The sequence below is a fragment of the Paenibacillus diazotrophicus genome, from assembly GCF_042610465.1.
Genome location: NZ_JBGJZN010000007.1, coordinates 275,191 through 289,880, shown reverse-complemented (window position 1 = coordinate 289,880; position 14,690 = coordinate 275,191). Strand labels below are relative to the sequence as shown.

Sequence of the window (14,690 nt, the reverse complement as noted above, 5' to 3'; positions counted from 1 at the left end):
CACTGATTTATATCTGAATGTTAAGAATCAGTCTTTCTTGCTAGGAGGTTCTGTCAGTAGCGGCAGCATCATTTCCACCTTTGTTCCACCCTCTTCACGCTCACTAAGCGTTATACCATAACTCTCCCCGAAATACCCGGCGACTCTCTCTCTCACATTGCGTATACCGTAGCCGCCTGTATGCCGTTTGTGGGGATTGTGATCGGGCTGTTTCAGGCCGGCTCCGTTATCCTCAATAATAATGTGCAGAGCATCCCCTACCCGCCCCATCTCGATCGATACATATCCGCTGCGTTGCTTGTTGAATCCATGCACGATGGAATTCTCCACGAACGGCTGCAGTGTAAGCTTTGGAATGTACAATTCCTGCAGCTCAGACGCTACCTTAATCCGGTATTCCAGTCCATCCCCCCAGCGCAGCTGCTGAATTTCGAGGTAACACTCGATATGGAGCAGTTCGTCTGCTATCTTGATGAAGCTGTTTCCGTTGGACAAACCAATCCGGAACATTCGGCCCATCAGCTCCAGAATGCGGCTAAGCTCGTTCTGTCCGGCCTCAATGGCCATCCAGTTGAGTTGATCCAACATATTATAAAGAAAATGTGGATTAATATTAGCCTGAAGCGCCTCAATTTCAGCTTTCCGCTGCTGTTCATAGCGGCGTTCAAGCGAGAGATACAGCTCTTCAATCCGTTCGTTCTGCTTGCGGTAGCCGGAGAATAAATAACCGAATTCATTCTCATAATCCACTGGAAGTTCGACATTATTACCTCCAACGGAATACACTCGCATCGCTGTTACCAGATTCTTGATCGGCTTTGTAAACTGCTTGCTTAAAAAATGGGTCAGGAGCAATACCAGCAGCACCGCAGCAATACCGATCAGACCAATCCACTCCGCCAGCTTCAGACTACTTGCCGTGATCTGTTTCCAGGAGGTGAATTCAATTAGGGTCCAGATGGAATTATCCATCCTGGAATAGACTAGCAGTGTGTCGCGGGATCCGCCTTTGGCAGGGATATGAACATAGCCCGAATTATTGCTCTTTAGATCAATCCACTGGGACCAGTTATTCTGGTCCAGCGTATCACCTATTTTCATAATTTGTTGTCCTTCGCTGTCCGCCATGATCCGGTTAGATCGGTCAGAATTGCCGGTTAGCAGTTTTCGGATCTCGTTGGCTTTGATGTGGACGACAAGGACACCTAAATAGTCATTCTCAGTTATTATTTTCCTGTAAAAGCTGAGCACCGGAACCTTACCTTGTGTGCTGGGAAAATCATACTCTTTGGACCAGCAAAAATCACTCTTCGCCAGACATCCGGCCCCTACCTGCTTGTTAAGATCCGGCAGGCTCCGGAACTGGATGTAGCTTTGCCGTTCACTTTGGATAGGGTTATCCATATAAAGGTCAATCCCTTGAATCAGCGGAATCGCATAGGTCAAATTCGCGAGCGCGCTTTCAACACCTGCACGGCTGCGGTATCTCTCAAATTCATCCTGCCTGTTCAGGAGAAAATCAATCAGCTCGCTGTCGCGGGAGCTCGACAGTGAAATCTGCTCAATCATATCTAGCCGGGTCGTAATTTCATTATTCAGCTCATCCAATAGCTGCTGCTGGTAATGGGAGGTGGTCTGTACGAGCGCCTTGGAGGAGTTGCTGTAGCTCGTCCATGCGGTAATCACGATAACGGCAATAAGGACTATGGCAAAGCTATGAAAAAACAGACGGTCGATTCTGTATTTTTTAAAAGGATTGATCAAACGCTCTACCTTCCTTCAGGCTTCCGTTCAGACACAGCAAACGGTAAAGCTGCGAAGGGCATTCGGGCGCTTTACCGTTGACGGACGGATGTTTTTTTTACATCTTATCCTTTTATTCCCGTTGTCGCAATCCCTTCTACGAAATACTTCTGAAGGAACATGAAGACGATGGTTGCCGGAAGAATAGACACCAGTGACATGGCAAGGAGCTGTCCCCACTCCTGAGCGGACTGAGAATCATTGATCATGCGTAGCGCTAAGCCGACCGTATACTTGTCTACCGTGTTAATGTACAGGAGATGTCCAAGGAAATCATCCCAATTCCACAAGAAGCAGAATATCGTCACGGTAACGATTGCGGGGAAGGCAAGCGGCATAACGACTCTCCAAAAGATACCAAACCAGGAGCATCCGTCAATTTTGGCCGATTCGTCAAGTTCTCTTGGAACTCCGCGGATAAACTGAATCAGCAGGAAGACGAAGAAGCTGCCGCCTGCCCCACCGGCAAGCAGATGGGGGATAATGAACGGGAGATACGTATTCACCCAGCCCAGTTGATGAAAAAGCGCATATTGGGGAATGACCAGCACTTGTCCAGGCATCATTAAGGTCAGCATCAGGATGGAGAACCAGAAGTTCTTGAGCGGAAAATCCAATCTCGCGAAGCCAAAAGCAACGAGTGTGCAGGACAGCAGCGTTGCGATGATTACAGCGAATTCAAGTCCGAAGGTATTGAGATAGAAATCCGTAAAGGTATGGCCGGGAACCGAATTCCAGCCTTTGGTGAAGTTGCTCCATTGCGGAGAAGCCGGAAAGATAGACGGTGAGCCAAGCTCAGTGCTGTGTTTCAACGAGGCGCCGACCCACCAGATGACCGGGTATACCATAATGAAGCTGAAGAGAATCATGAACAGATGACGGAACGCCGGTTTCCATTTTAGGGTTGTCATTATCGTTTTTTCCCTCCGGTGTCTGTTTCATAGAATACCCAATACTTTGAGGTGTAAGAGATCAGAACGGTTGCTGCAATAATGGCGACCAGCATAATCCAGGCCAGTGCCGAAGCATAACCCAGCTCATAGCGGCTGAATGCGCGTTCGTACAAGTACATCGCATACACATAGGTGGAGTTCATCGGACCTCCGTTCGTAATTACAAACGCGGATGTGAACATTTGAAAAGCACCGATGACTGCCATAATCAGGTTGAAATAGAGAATCGGTGAAAGCATCGGCAGTGTGATTTTGAAGAACTGGGTTACCTTGTTAGCCCCGTCTACAGAAGACGCCTCGTACAGATCATTTGGAATCTGCTTCAGGCCTGCCAGAAAAATAACCATAGTGGATCCAAATTGCCAGACCGTCAGCAGAATCAGCGTACCAAGCGCCGTGTCGGGGCTTGTAATCCAGCCCTTCCCTTCAAAGCCAAAGACGCCAATCAGTTTGTTAAAGACTCCGTCAACACCAAAAATGTTGCGCCAGAGCAGCGAGACCCCAATACTCCCTCCGATAAGTGAAGGAAAATAAATCGCCGTGCGGTAGAAGCTTATTCCTTTTACCGCCTTACTCAGGATCATAGCGACCATGAGAGCCGCTATAAGCTTTAGAGGCACGGAGGCTAGCACATAAGTGAAGGTTACCTTGGCGGATTGAATAAATTTTTGGTCCGCTGTAAAGATGCGCTCATAATTACGGGTCCCGATCCACTTCATCGGCTGCATTAAAGTGTAGTCGGTAAACGAATAGTACAGGGATAAGAATAACGGATACGCCGTAAGCGCCAGAAACCCGATCAGCCAGGGCGAAATAAACATATAGCCTGCAAGCGGAGCGTTCCATCTGCTTCGAAAATAGGAATGTTTCCTCGTCGTTACAGCAGGTTGGGCTACAGTGGCTGTGGAACGGTTCATCTGTGGTCACCTCTTGTGGTCAATTTTTATACTTTAAGTATATAATTCGTTCATTGCCTGCTAAAGGAGGGGAATGCTCGAATTCTTTCAAAATATAACGATAAAAAAAGAAGCGGTACCCTTCACCGCTTCCTGCTTCCGTTGATTAATAAATGGTTCTCCCCCATTGATCAGCAATCCCGCTTTTCCGGAGAAAGTACGTATTGATTCTATCCCTCCACTCTTTGGCATGATCAGCCTGCTCCGCCAGGCGGTCTGCTACCTGCCTATACGCCTGTTCATCCACATGCTCCTTCATCAGTTTCCATGCAGCCGCAAGCCCGTCTGCCCGTTCAGCACCTTCAAAATGTGTATCATAAATATGCTGAATCACCGTTTTGCCAGAATGTAGCACATGAGTGTAGGGGACATGGTGAAAGAACAGCAGCAGTTCATCAGGACATCGCTCAAGCGATTCATACAGTTCCATGTTGATAGAGGCATATTGAGAGGTATAGCCGGTTCCGGTTGCAGAGGTGCGGTCAACCCCAATACCATAGCAGTCTGCGAAGTGATAAGTGCCCCACATCGAATATTCATATCCATCCACATTCGGGCCGTAGTGATGGTCAGGATTGACCATAAACCCGACACCCAGCGGGGCTGTATATGATTCATAGATTTCCCAGGAGTTCATAAGGATGTCTAGTAGGGTCTGAACCAGCAGCTCATTGGTGCCAAAGGTGAGCGTAATCCATTCTATAGCAATTTTTTCGGCAGACATCTCCGGATTCCAGGCCAGACGGCCATAACCGAACAGATTAGCCTGTGCCAGCAAATGGCCCGTCCAATTGATGTCATTTCCGATATTGGAGACGGCGGCAAAACCGCTGTAGGCATTGCCGTGAACCTTTCCGCCCACAATGCGTTTGATCGTAGTCCCTTCCCCTTGAAGATGTGTATCAAAGTTCAAAATCTCTTTCCACTGGGGCACCAGATAGCACACATGCCGCTGCTGACCGGTATATTCCTGAGCGATCTGGAACTCGATCACTTGATTCGTATGCGGCATGGCTCCCAGCAGAGGAGATACAGGCTCTCTAACCTGAAAGTCAATCGGCCCATTCTTCACCTGAAGAATGACATTGTCCATGAAACGTCCATCCAGCGGCTGAAAATGATCATAGGCTGCCCTTGCCCGGTCCGTTGTACGGTCCCGCCAGTCCTGCTTGCAGTTATATACGAAGCAGCGCCAGATGACGATACCGCCATGCGGCTTCAACGCTTCAGCCAGCATATTGGCGCCATCGGCATGATCTCTTCCATAGGTGAATGGCCCCGGCCGGTTCTCCGAATCGGCCTTAACCAGAAAACCTCCGAAGTCAGGAATGGCTGCATATACTTCGGACGCCGTAGCATTCCACCATTCACGCACACTAGAGTCCAGCGGATCTGCCGATGACAGACCGCCGATCTCAAGGGTGCTGGCATAATTGATACTCAGGAACAGCTTGATGGCATACGCGCGGAAGATAGCGGCCAGCTCCGCCACATCTGGCAGGAATTCCGTTAACAGACGGCTCTCCACCTGATGAACATTTACATTGTTAATCGCGATGGCGTTGATTCCGCTGGAGGCCAGCAGGCGGGCATAATCCTGGATACGCTGACGATTACTGGTTACCCGGTTATCTTCATAAAATATGGATTTGCCGGCATATCCCCGCTCCACACTACCATCCATATTGTCCCACTGATTGATCATGCGCAGCTGATTGATAGGGTTCTCCACGATATTTAAATGCTGGACAGAGCCCCCCATCCCCATGATCCGAAGGAGGTGAAATACACCGTATAATATACCTGCGGAGGTGACTGCTCCGATAGCTATATTACCGGTAAGGCTATCCGTGTGTATCGCGTAGCCCTCCGCTTGGATAGTCCCCCTCACTTCTCCACTGAATACTCTATCTATCTCCGATCCATTCCCGAAGGTTCCTAGCATCACACAAGGAGTTGTCCCTATTTCCCTTGAGATGGAGACATTCCTCCCTGTGATTGCCTCTAAGCCTTGAGTCAGCTCGTTCACTGCGGATCGGATAATAACATCATCCTGCTCCACAGCCACAATATGATCATATACCGCATATTGATCTGCTTTTGCCCCCGTAGTGACTCGGCGGTACTGCAGCCAGGCCAGATATCCGCCCTCCGGGTGATGCCACACAGAATTACTCATTGATATCATCCTTCCATGACCAATATAAATTAAGACCCGGAACAAGGTTGTTCCGGGCTTTGATTCCTGATTTATTTTTCGTAAGATTGCGCTGCTTCTTTCAACTGATCAAAGGCTTTCTCCGGTGTGACCTTTCCAAAGCTAAGCTGATCCCGGACAAGAACCCAGTCTTTGTCAACAAAGTTCGTCCAGCCCCCTGCTCCGGCCGACCAGGTCTGACCATCCTTTTCAGTAGCGCGGAGGAGTCCTAATCCAACCTTATCCAGATCACTCATACTTGCTTCGAGAGCAGCGGAAATTTCCTTATTGGCCGGCAGACCGCGGAAGGTTTTCAGAGTATTTCCCGCTTCCTGATCATTCACAAACCAATTGATGAATTTTTTAGCCTCTTCTGCATGCTTGGAGGTTTTGGAGACGGACAGGTACATGGACGGTTTGAGCCATCCGCCCGCTTGTTCTGCACGCGGCATAGTGACAAGGGCATAAGCACCTGGTTTTATACTGTCCCAAGTCCCCAAGTTATTAGAGAAGCTGTACCGGAATAACACTTTGCCCGCTGCCATCAAGTCCATTTGCGGATCATTTTCCTTATCGGATGCATTTACGTCTGCTGGAGGAACCAGTCCATCCTTGCGTAGCTCTTCAAATTTCTTGGTCCATTCTAAGAAGGTAGCCTGATCCACATTGAAGTGGCCATCATCAGTGATAACTTGACCTTTACCTCTGGCATATTGGTAGGCTGAATACATAAAATAGTTGCCTGCATAGTCCAGGGTAAAATATTGTCCTCCAGGGAGCTTGGATTTGGATTCCTTGGCCAAGGCGAAGAAGTCATCCCATGTCCATCCATTAGCCGGATTCGCAATCCCGAGCTTATCCATAGCGGCTTTGTCATACACCATACCAAAGGCTACCGAACCCAGAGGAACAGCATATTGCTTGCCGTCAAGCTGGCCACCGGCCAGCAATTTCTCATCGAATTTACTTACATCAACCTCAGGTGCCAGCTCAGCTAATTGATTACGGGACATCCAGTCCGGCATCCAGCCCGGATCCAGCTGAATGATATCTGGTGCATTGTTAGCTGCAGCCTGAGTCGATAATTTGTCCAAGTAGCCATCCATACCGGAATACTCCGGCTCAAAGGTAACATTAGGATTATTCTTCGTGTACAAATCCAGTGCAGCCAGGGTTGCCTCGTGACGCGGCTGTGATCCCCACCACATAATCCGCAGCTTGACCGGTTCATTGCTTGGTGCAGCCGTTGCGGCAGAATTAGTGCCAGCAGGCTCTGCAGTCTTTTCCGCATTATTATTGGTCCCGCCACCACCGCATGCTGCCATCGTCCCAAGCACGGCTGTCATGGCCAATACTGAAAGAGAACGCTTCCATTTCAACATCTTTAACCCTCCAATTGAATCTGTATTATCTTGCTATACCGTTATACTAACAATTATAAATAGAAGTTCATATGAGAGCGATGCACGATTTGTTATAAAATCTCACGAAAAAAAGATCCAGTCGCATCCGCCGACAATGCTCTTCCCGCTCTCGTCCGAAATGCCGGTAATCCTCTCATACACGGGATTTCAGACCTTCGCTAGACTGTTATTAAACAAGAAGATTACCTCACGAAATTTGTACAGGCATCATTTCGAGCATACCGGAGACCCTGTATCTACAGAAAAAGGGGCAGTATTAGCAAAATAGTAGCAAACCGATTAAAAACAAATAAGGGTTCCAGCTCGTATGAGCTGGAACCCTTATTCTACTACTGCCGAGGACGGGGGTCGAACCCGTACGGTACTCACGTACCGCAGGATTTTAAGTCCTGTGCGTCTGCCTGTTCCGCCACCCCGGCATGATAACAGCGTTGTTAACGCGTTTTCTTACGTTTTCCCTACGCGTTTTATTCGTCCCTACGCATGGGATACGAACCGACAAACGGAATGCTACACGTTAGCAAGCGCGCTTTATTCGTTTACCGAACGAATCTGATCATACCACGCGGCCAGCCGCCATGTCAATGCGCAAATAAATACGCTTGTATGAACGTGTTTCCTGCGCTATAATACGAACATATATTCGTATTAGAACGGAGGCCTCTCAATGAACGCAGTACCCGCAGAAATCACAGAAGATGACCGCAGCCTAATAAAACCCTACGTAATCCTGCCGCTGGTGCAAGCGGCATTTGAACGGGATTCACGCGTATTCCTCACGCTACGGACACCGGACCCCTACGTTGACTGGCTTAACGCGGCCCGAGAACGGTTATCGAACGAAGCGAAGGCGGTTAGGGCGCAGGCCCATCGTCGCGGCGTAAAAATAACGGAACAGCAACGCGTAAATGGTACGCTGTTAGTTCGCTATCAGTGCCGGGGCTACTTCGGAGATATGGCGCTTGAGGACGCAGAAATTGCGGAGGAGGCAGCCGGCTTCATGCGGAGATTATTGGCGTTTGAGAACGCTGAGGTATAACGCAAAATAAGCGCAGCCCTCACGGATGTTACTCCGTAAAGACTGCGCCTCCTCACTACGTTACTTCTCGTCCGCCGGGAACGTTTTGTAAATACCGACGCCGATAATCGCATAGCTTACGATATCAACGGCCGCCTGGTATACGCCGGCTTCCGGGGCCACACCGTACTTAACGAGTAGTTGATACGCGAGCCCTGCGACCGCTGCGATAAATACCGGATTCAATAAACGCTTTTTCATTATATTACGCTCCCCTATTCGTTTTAGTTTTGATGCTTGCGGTCTTACTTTCGTTATCCCACGTGATGGCCGCGCCAAGCTTATCGGATACCTCGCGCAATGGAACGTATACGGCTCCGTCGATAAGTACGCCGTCATTCGCCTTGCATCCGTCAATGATTACGCTCGCTTTATTTACGATCACGTCTACCGCCTCCTGTTTCGGATTAATCAACGTTAAGACTGCGTCTGTCTGCGCCTGTGTCGGACATTTCCCCGCGCGAAAATCTGCGGTAGATAGTCCGAATGTCATCTCGAAATGTGGCGCGTCATATATCGATTTGAAGTCGCCGCCCCACGCAAAGCCGAGCGCCTTCGCCAGCGCGACCACTTCGTTCCAATCCGCTAGGCCGTCGCGATCTCCGTCTAACTTCGTATCCCATGATACCGTGCGCCCGTCATTCGTAAGCAGCGCGAAATCAATCGCTACGCCGAAGTTGTGATTCGAGTGGCCGCCGCGCGCATTCGTGACTACGTTACCAGGCTTCGTGCGCCCCTGCTCATATAGCGCATTTTGCTCCGCGAATGTCCGTAAACCCTGCGTAATCACGATCGGAATGCCGGCCGCGTATGAACGGTCGATGAGCGCCTCTGCCGCCGCTTTGACACACGGAAGAAGCCCGGCGAGCTTCGCAGCGGACTTCGCGCGTACTTGTTCGATTGTTAACGTCAATTATGCCGCATCCTTTCCGTGTACTACCGTTTTAATATCACGCACATCGAGCGCCAGGCTTTCGTACTGACCGGCCAGCGATTCGAAACGCTGCGTTAAACCTTCCGCTAGATTCATTAAACGGTCCTCCCGCGCGAGCGCCTCCGTATGCATCCGGTCGCGCTCGACCTTTGACTCCGCGCTAATCCGTTCCTCGCGCTGTTTGGCCTCGTCGGATATTCGCTGCATCTGCTTCCATAGCGCATAGGCAACAACCGCAGCGGCCAGCGCAAATATTCCGTTCTTGGCGACTTCCGCCCATAATACGTCCATTATGCGGATTCCCCCGTTTCCGGTGTTAATGACGCAAGGGCAACGCCGACCTCTTCGTCTAGTTTGCGTAAGACCGCTTCGTGTTGTTCTGGCGGAATTGATCCGAGGACTGCGCTGATCGTTGCGATGAGCTCAGCGGCGGGATTGGCGGTATCTATCGTACATTCGAGTAGTGCGCGTACTTTCATAGGTTAACGTCTCCTCTACGTAAAAAGAGCCCCGCCGATGATGGCGAGACTCTTCGTTATATTATTCGTTTATTATTCGCCGAGCTGCGACTGTAACTCAGTGATCTGCGCTTCTGCTGCAGTAATTAGCGCTTGCTGCGCGGCAATGTAGTCCTCACTGTCTTTGATCTTCTTTTCGAGAGTTTGAATAACCTGCTTATCGCGATCATCTGTTCCGCCTTTAGCTTTCTGCGCTTCAAGCCGCTCCAAGTCAGGTTTAAGCTCGTTTATCTCTCTGCTCTCGATATTGTATTTATACCAACTTATTTTTTCATTTAGTGTTGAGATTTGCGCATTGACTTGGTCTTTGCTTATCGTTGTCGGTTCTTCCGATACGATTTGCGAACTTTCCAGCACAATCACATCCCCCTTATACGAGACGGAGTATCCAGTGCCCTCCGCAATATCACGGACTGGAGCATAGGTTACTCCCTCTATGATAATTGCTTTCTTAGCGGACTTAACTCCGTCCTTTTCGATAACGACTTCCTTCGCAACTTTCTTCCCGACGAGTGAAGACGTAGCCGCAAACGCTGATGTCCCTGTAATAAGTACACACGCCGCTAATAGCGCAATAATAGACTTTTTCATATGAGCCCTCCGTTATTGTAGATATATCGCGATTATACCAATAATAGGAAGGATACGTATATGCTAGTTTTGTACGTGTGTATGAGCAGGAACTCCTGACCAGGTATACGCGACTCCGTTAGCATCCTTTAGTACGGTTCCGATTGGAATTCCGCAGTTATACGGACCTGCGGCACCGGTTGAGACATTGCGGTTAGCCTTCGCTGAGATACTACTCTGAATATCACTGATTGTCGGGGAAAGTCCAGTAATCGCACTCATAGCTATACCCTCGACGGTCGCGTTCTGAAAGCGGATGTTACCGTTAAACGCAATTACTGGAGCGTAAAGGTTCATGTAATTATTCGAGTCAATATAGAATCCCTCATCGAGTCCGTATATTCCGCCCTTATACGTACCTGCCCCGTCAAAGTACTCCGTTCCTGCAATTCCGTACCTACCGGTCTGCGATATCGACACGCGAATACGTCCGGCTGCGTCTACCGCTCGGAAGCTATTCGTATCCATTTCGATGCGCTGACCGCCTGCCGCTGTGCGGAGAAGCGCGCCGGTTATCGTTCCGCCCGTTATTTCACCTAGCGCGGTAATGTTCCCGGAGAAATATCCGTTCTGCCACGTAGACGCGTTTAGATTCGACGTGCTAATCTGCGCACTATTTGCGGTCAGCTTATTGAGGACGGTATTTCCCGCCATATCCACGCGGAACGGAGCGCTGTTAAAATCCGCATGGCCGACGCTGATTCCGTTCGTAGTAATCTTCGTGATGTTATTTCCGCTGCCTATCGTTAAGCCGACGCCGATTATCTGCTGTCCTACGATGAGCTCCGCAGCAATCCCGGCGGCTGTAATCGCGGTCCTTGCGGTAGCGCCTCCGTCAGTCGAAACGATAATTCCGTCGGATGTCATCAATACGAGGTTATTCGCGTTAGCCGTCGACTGCAGCACGATTCCTCGCGTATCGTACTTGACCTGCGTTTTCGAATCGTTAATCTCTTTTACCGCAGCCGCTGCGAATGCCTCGAACGCTTCCGCACGGATACGTCCGCCACTGAATACGTTCTCGATCGCACGCCGCCCCGCCTCCAAGTCCGCTATGATCTGCGTATAGTCGCGCCGTATAACGTTGGCAACGGTTAGCTGCGTGTGCTTATCGGGCGCATACGGATACTCCGTCATTTCCGTTATTCGCGCGGTAATATTCGTCAGGCCGAGCGCCGGGTCGACGAGCGTAACGGTATCGCCGAGACTCGGGCGCGCTTCCTGCGTATCAATCTTGAATAAATCCGCAGCCGAAACGCTGACCTCAAACGCCGGGACCTCACGTTCGGCTAACCGCAGTCTCGCGGCTGCCAGCAGCTTAACGGGATCGGTGGCGTCCTGCTCCGTGAGCAAATCGTCGTAAAACGGAACAGTATCGCTAGCCCACGCAGCAGCATACGGAGATATGAGGTAGTTGACGGTTAGCAGTCCGCCAGATATCGCGCTCGGATTAACAGCGAGTAACCGCGCCTGTTCATCGGCCGTGAGTATCGACGCGGGCTGGCCGATCCATGTGCGCGAGTCTTTCATCTCCGCGAATAAGCGCGTACACAATGACGACGCGCTGTCCGTGAAGGCTGCGGTTATTAAGTTCCGCGTAAGTGCGATGCGGTAATCTGACGCGGCGTTGCCGATCTTCTTGCGCAGATGCAGCGTAAAGTTATCCGGATCGACCTCCGCCCCGTAGATATCGATGACCGCGTTCAGCGCTTCAAGACAGTTACCGCCGCCGAACGCTTTAACGTCCGCGAGGTCAAACGTGTCGTCTACGGAAATGGAGAATATACCGCCCGTAGCCGCTACGATTAGCGCAGTTAACTCCGTGATATGCTTACCGTAGCCCTCCGCGATATACGAGGCGTACGGAAACTTATAATCCGCGAGTTTGAACATGACGTGGCTGCACGATATCAGCGCGGTCAGCTTACGGTCGTCGCGGTTGCGCTGGCGGGAATTTATAACGTAGTACTGGCCGCGCTCATCCATTACGTGGCCTTTTAGCGGCAACTTATCCGTAAAGTCTGCGCTGGACATCGGTACGTTAAAGGTCAGCGTATAATCCGCGTTGGTACGGCGGACACGTGTAATATCGTAGGCGTCACGTAGGATACCGATGCGCTTACGAAAACGGTCGTACGATTGTAGTGCGTCGGTCAAATTCGTTCACCTCCGGGTTAGTACAGATAGCGGTCACGATGCGTAATACGCGTAAGGATATTGCGACTAGTCTCCGTATCCACGTAAGTGATCGCGTTTGGACCGAATACTAGATCGAAAAAGTATCCGTCAAGTAGGTGGATTACGTTAACACCGTTTAGCGTTATCGTCTGCTTGCGTGTGTCGATAACGAGGCGGTCGCCTGGCGCAAAGTCGCCTGTATACGTAACCCTGTCCGCATGTGTGTAACGGACCGATACGGTAACTTCCGTAGCCGAGGCGATGTCCGCCGCGTGTAGGCGTTCACGGATCACAGACGTAAGTAACTCCGTAGCGCTCGCGAATGTGGCGGATGCCGGGATGTCGCGCGTCGGGGCTCCGTTTAATTCCGTAGCCGATTCGTATAAAACAAAAACCGCAAAGTCTGCGATGAGACTTGCGGCTGCTTGCGTTGTGGATTCGATTGTAACGTTGAAGAACGCCTGGATCGCGTACGGGCGATTGAATGGTGCGCGATTGAATGCACTCTTAAACGCCATCAGATATTACCGCCTCTGTAAGCTGACTCCGGTAAGGTTCCGGGATATTGTCCCACTCTACTCGCCCTAGCTTAAGCAGAAACTGATATAACCTTAATTTACGGTCGTCCATCCGCTACACCCCCAACTGCAGCGCGGCAATATCTGCAACTAATTGTTCAAGCTCTGCGATTCGTTGCGTATCAGTCTTCGGGGCAGTAATTTCCTCCGGAATAAATTCTTCAAACATGTCCCTAAAAGACTCCGCCTCTATGTTTTTTAACTTAAATTGTTTCCCCGCTGCTTGCATTTCGAAAAACGTGCTATACATAGTCTCGGATATCTGCACATCTCCCTCAGAAATCTCGTGAACACTGGTATCTTTGAACCCAAAGTCATCACCAGTACTGTAGATATATCGCATACTCATACCCCTTTCACTAGCCATCTAACCCGGACGCCGGCTTCCGCCGCTGTTGACACTGCTAGTAGTCGAATAGAGGCACCGCTGGAAGACGTTGCGGTAATCAACCTTGTATTACCCCAATTACCGGACGCGCTATCATCCACGGTCACCTGTATCGACAATATTGAAGTTAATGCCAAAGGTAGAACTATTGTCTGGTCCAGCACACCCCCGGCGGGAGAATTCCAGTCAAAATACCCCCATTCGTCTACGAGCCCGCTTGTGGTATCCTTGTACCAGCCGCTAAACCCGACAGAGTACGTAGGCTTTGTTGCCTTCGTGTTTACTGTCGATACCGTGCTCGTAAGCTGCGAATTAAGGTCCTCAATATTCCCGCGCATTGCATCCACATCGTACGCCGTAAAACACCGTGCTACTGCGTTACCTACCGCCCACGCTTTCGCTGTCGTCCCGTTAAATCCGCGCGTTACGCCCGTTAAGGTATTCCCAGACTTCGCCGTATACAGGACCGTTTCTGCGCTCTCATCTACGCCGATCGTTGCGAGGTTTGGGCCGGCCGGTAGCTTCGACGCATCGAGTACGGAAATTGTTGTTGCGCTATTCGTTAACGCGGTCGCTATCTCCGTTGCCGGGCTGTTTGCGACCGCAGGATACATCGTCTGTTGCGCCATCTATTCGTCCTCCTCCGCTATTATTGCGTAAATTTAACCGACGTACTAGCTACCGCGAATCTCGGGCGGTCGCCGACAAGTAGTGTACGCGGATTATCAAGCGCCTTCGTCCACAAGAGATTTCCGCCGGTCGCCGCGCTGCGAATTCCGATATGCGTTACGAGTCCCCAATCCGCAGTAGCAACGGGAAATACGACTTCCGCGCTGTTTGCGACGGTCTGCTGTCCGCTGACTAACGTTGGTGCTCCGAAGGTTACCGCCTGGCGCGCGTACGAGCCTCCGCTTACTTCCGTCCCGGTATCCGCCGCTGTCGGGTCCGATGTGTATAGCGCGATATAGACCGTGGCCGGACTTGCATACGCCGTGTTGCGTAAGACCGCATTAAGTAGAGCCGCGCTGAGAAAATTCGAAATTTGCATCGCCA

General features: G+C 50.5%; 16 protein-coding genes and 1 tRNA gene. 1 reads left to right on the top strand and 16 read right to left on the bottom strand.

Features of this window, described 5'->3' with window-relative positions; genetic code table 11:
* Positions 1-27 precede the first annotated feature (27 nt).
* The 6 genes from ACAN54_RS24065 to ACAN54_RS24040 form a co-directional block, all read right to left on the bottom strand.
* Positions 28-1,764: a sensor histidine kinase gene (locus tag ACAN54_RS24065; RefSeq protein ID WP_379161413.1), complete on the bottom strand. Its 1,737-nt coding sequence runs from the start codon at positions 1,762-1,764 to the stop codon at positions 28-30.
* A 104-nt stretch (positions 1,765-1,868) separates the two neighbouring features.
* A complete protein-coding gene (locus ACAN54_RS24060; protein WP_379161411.1) occupies positions 1,869-2,714 on the bottom strand; it encodes a carbohydrate ABC transporter permease in 846 nt (281 codons plus the stop codon).
* Positions 2,714-3,673, bottom strand: a complete 960-nt coding sequence (locus tag ACAN54_RS24055) for a carbohydrate ABC transporter permease (RefSeq protein ID WP_379161408.1) — start codon at positions 3,671-3,673, stop codon at positions 2,714-2,716. Before ACAN54_RS24055 ends, ACAN54_RS24060 begins: the two co-directional genes overlap by 1 nt.
* A 145-nt stretch (positions 3,674-3,818) precedes the next feature.
* On the bottom strand, positions 3,819-5,891 hold the full coding sequence (locus ACAN54_RS24050) for an alpha-glucuronidase family glycosyl hydrolase (RefSeq protein WP_379161407.1): 2,073 nt from the start codon (positions 5,889-5,891) through the stop codon (positions 3,819-3,821).
* A gap of 71 nt (positions 5,892-5,962) precedes the next feature.
* On the bottom strand, positions 5,963-7,291 hold the full coding sequence (locus ACAN54_RS24045) for an ABC transporter substrate-binding protein (protein WP_379161404.1): 1,329 nt from the start codon (positions 7,289-7,291) through the stop codon (positions 5,963-5,965).
* Positions 7,292-7,666: 375 nt separating this feature from the next.
* Positions 7,667-7,752 (bottom strand) — tRNA-Leu (locus ACAN54_RS24040).
* A gap of 248 nt (positions 7,753-8,000) precedes the next feature.
* On the opposite strand from ACAN54_RS24040, the gene ACAN54_RS24035 reads away from it, so the two are divergent.
* Positions 8,001-8,372 carry a YhjD family protein gene (locus ACAN54_RS24035; protein WP_379161402.1) on the top strand — a complete coding sequence of 124 codons (372 nt, stop codon included), beginning with the start codon at positions 8,001-8,003 and terminating at the stop codon, positions 8,370-8,372.
* 60 nt (positions 8,373-8,432) lie between these two features.
* On the opposite strand, the gene ACAN54_RS24030 is transcribed toward ACAN54_RS24035, so the two are convergent.
* From ACAN54_RS24030 to ACAN54_RS23985, 10 genes are all read right to left on the bottom strand, one after another.
* On the bottom strand, positions 8,433-8,612 hold the full coding sequence (locus tag ACAN54_RS24030; RefSeq protein ID WP_379161400.1) for a hypothetical protein: 180 nt from the start codon (positions 8,610-8,612) through the stop codon (positions 8,433-8,435).
* Positions 8,613-8,616: 4 nt separating this feature from the next.
* Complete coding sequence (locus ACAN54_RS24025; RefSeq protein ID WP_379161398.1) at positions 8,617-9,324, bottom strand: M15 family metallopeptidase; 708 nt, start codon at positions 9,322-9,324, stop codon at positions 8,617-8,619.
* Positions 9,325-9,636 (bottom strand): SPFH domain-containing protein, encoded by a 312-nt coding sequence (locus ACAN54_RS24020; protein ID WP_379161396.1) that lies wholly within the window; start codon positions 9,634-9,636, stop codon positions 9,325-9,327.
* The gene (locus ACAN54_RS24015) at positions 9,636-9,824 is read right to left on the bottom strand and encodes a hypothetical protein (RefSeq protein WP_379161394.1); all 189 of its coding nucleotides are present in this window, start codon (positions 9,822-9,824) and stop codon (positions 9,636-9,638) included. Before ACAN54_RS24015 ends, ACAN54_RS24020 begins: the two co-directional genes overlap by 1 nt.
* A gap of 72 nt (positions 9,825-9,896) precedes the next feature.
* The gene (locus ACAN54_RS24010) at positions 9,897-10,454 is read right to left on the bottom strand and encodes a hypothetical protein (RefSeq protein WP_379161392.1); all 558 of its coding nucleotides are present in this window, start codon (positions 10,452-10,454) and stop codon (positions 9,897-9,899) included.
* A 63-nt stretch (positions 10,455-10,517) separates the two neighbouring features.
* Positions 10,518-12,650 carry a phage tail protein gene (locus tag ACAN54_RS24005; RefSeq protein ID WP_379161390.1) on the bottom strand — a complete coding sequence of 711 codons (2,133 nt, stop codon included), beginning with the start codon at positions 12,648-12,650 and terminating at the stop codon, positions 10,518-10,520.
* Positions 12,651-12,667: 17 nt separating this feature from the next.
* The gene (locus ACAN54_RS24000; RefSeq protein WP_379161388.1) at positions 12,668-12,964 is read right to left on the bottom strand and encodes a phage distal tail protein; all 297 of its coding nucleotides are present in this window, start codon (positions 12,962-12,964) and stop codon (positions 12,668-12,670) included.
* Positions 12,965-13,304: 340 nt separating this feature from the next.
* On the bottom strand, positions 13,305-13,592 hold the full coding sequence (locus ACAN54_RS23995; protein WP_379161386.1) for a hypothetical protein: 288 nt from the start codon (positions 13,590-13,592) through the stop codon (positions 13,305-13,307).
* A gap of 2 nt (positions 13,593-13,594) precedes the next feature.
* The gene (locus ACAN54_RS23990; RefSeq protein ID WP_379161384.1) at positions 13,595-13,984 is read right to left on the bottom strand and encodes a hypothetical protein; all 390 of its coding nucleotides are present in this window, start codon (positions 13,982-13,984) and stop codon (positions 13,595-13,597) included.
* 302 nt (positions 13,985-14,286) lie between these two features.
* Complete coding sequence (locus ACAN54_RS23985) at positions 14,287-14,685, bottom strand: phage tail fiber protein (protein ID WP_489685747.1); 399 nt, start codon at positions 14,683-14,685, stop codon at positions 14,287-14,289.
* Between the last annotated feature and the right edge of the window lie 5 nt (positions 14,686-14,690).

Bases quoted from the DNA above. Each gene is read 5' to 3' on its own strand.
- ACAN54_RS24060 (WP_379161411.1), bottom strand. From the start codon at position 2,714: ATGACAACCCTAAAATGGAAACCGGCGTTCCGTCATCTGTTCATGATT.
- ACAN54_RS24055 (WP_379161408.1), bottom strand. From the start codon at position 3,673: ATGAACCGTTCCACAGCCACTGTAGCCCAACCTGCTGTAACGACGAGG.
- ACAN54_RS24050 (WP_379161407.1), bottom strand. From the start codon at position 5,891: ATGAGTAATTCTGTGTGGCATCACCCGGAGGGCGGATATCTGGCCTGG.
- ACAN54_RS24045 (WP_379161404.1), bottom strand. From the start codon at position 7,291: ATGTTGAAATGGAAGCGTTCTCTTTCAGTATTGGCCATGACAGCCGTG.
- ACAN54_RS24035 (WP_379161402.1), top strand. From the start codon at position 8,001: ATGAACGCAGTACCCGCAGAAATCACAGAAGATGACCGCAGCCTAATA.
- ACAN54_RS24030 (WP_379161400.1), bottom strand. From the start codon at position 8,612: ATGAAAAAGCGTTTATTGAATCCGGTATTTATCGCAGCGGTCGCAGGG.
- ACAN54_RS24020 (WP_379161396.1), bottom strand. From the start codon at position 9,636: ATGGACGTATTATGGGCGGAAGTCGCCAAGAACGGAATATTTGCGCTG.
- ACAN54_RS24015 (WP_379161394.1), bottom strand. From the start codon at position 9,824: ATGAAAGTACGCGCACTACTCGAATGTACGATAGATACCGCCAATCCC.
- ACAN54_RS24010 (WP_379161392.1), bottom strand. From the start codon at position 10,454: ATGAAAAAGTCTATTATTGCGCTATTAGCGGCGTGTGTACTTATTACA.
- ACAN54_RS23995 (WP_379161386.1), bottom strand. From the start codon at position 13,592: ATGCGATATATCTACAGTACTGGTGATGACTTTGGGTTCAAAGATACC.
- ACAN54_RS23985 (WP_489685747.1), bottom strand. From the start codon at position 14,685: ATGCAAATTTCGAATTTTCTCAGCGCGGCTCTACTTAATGCGGTCTTA.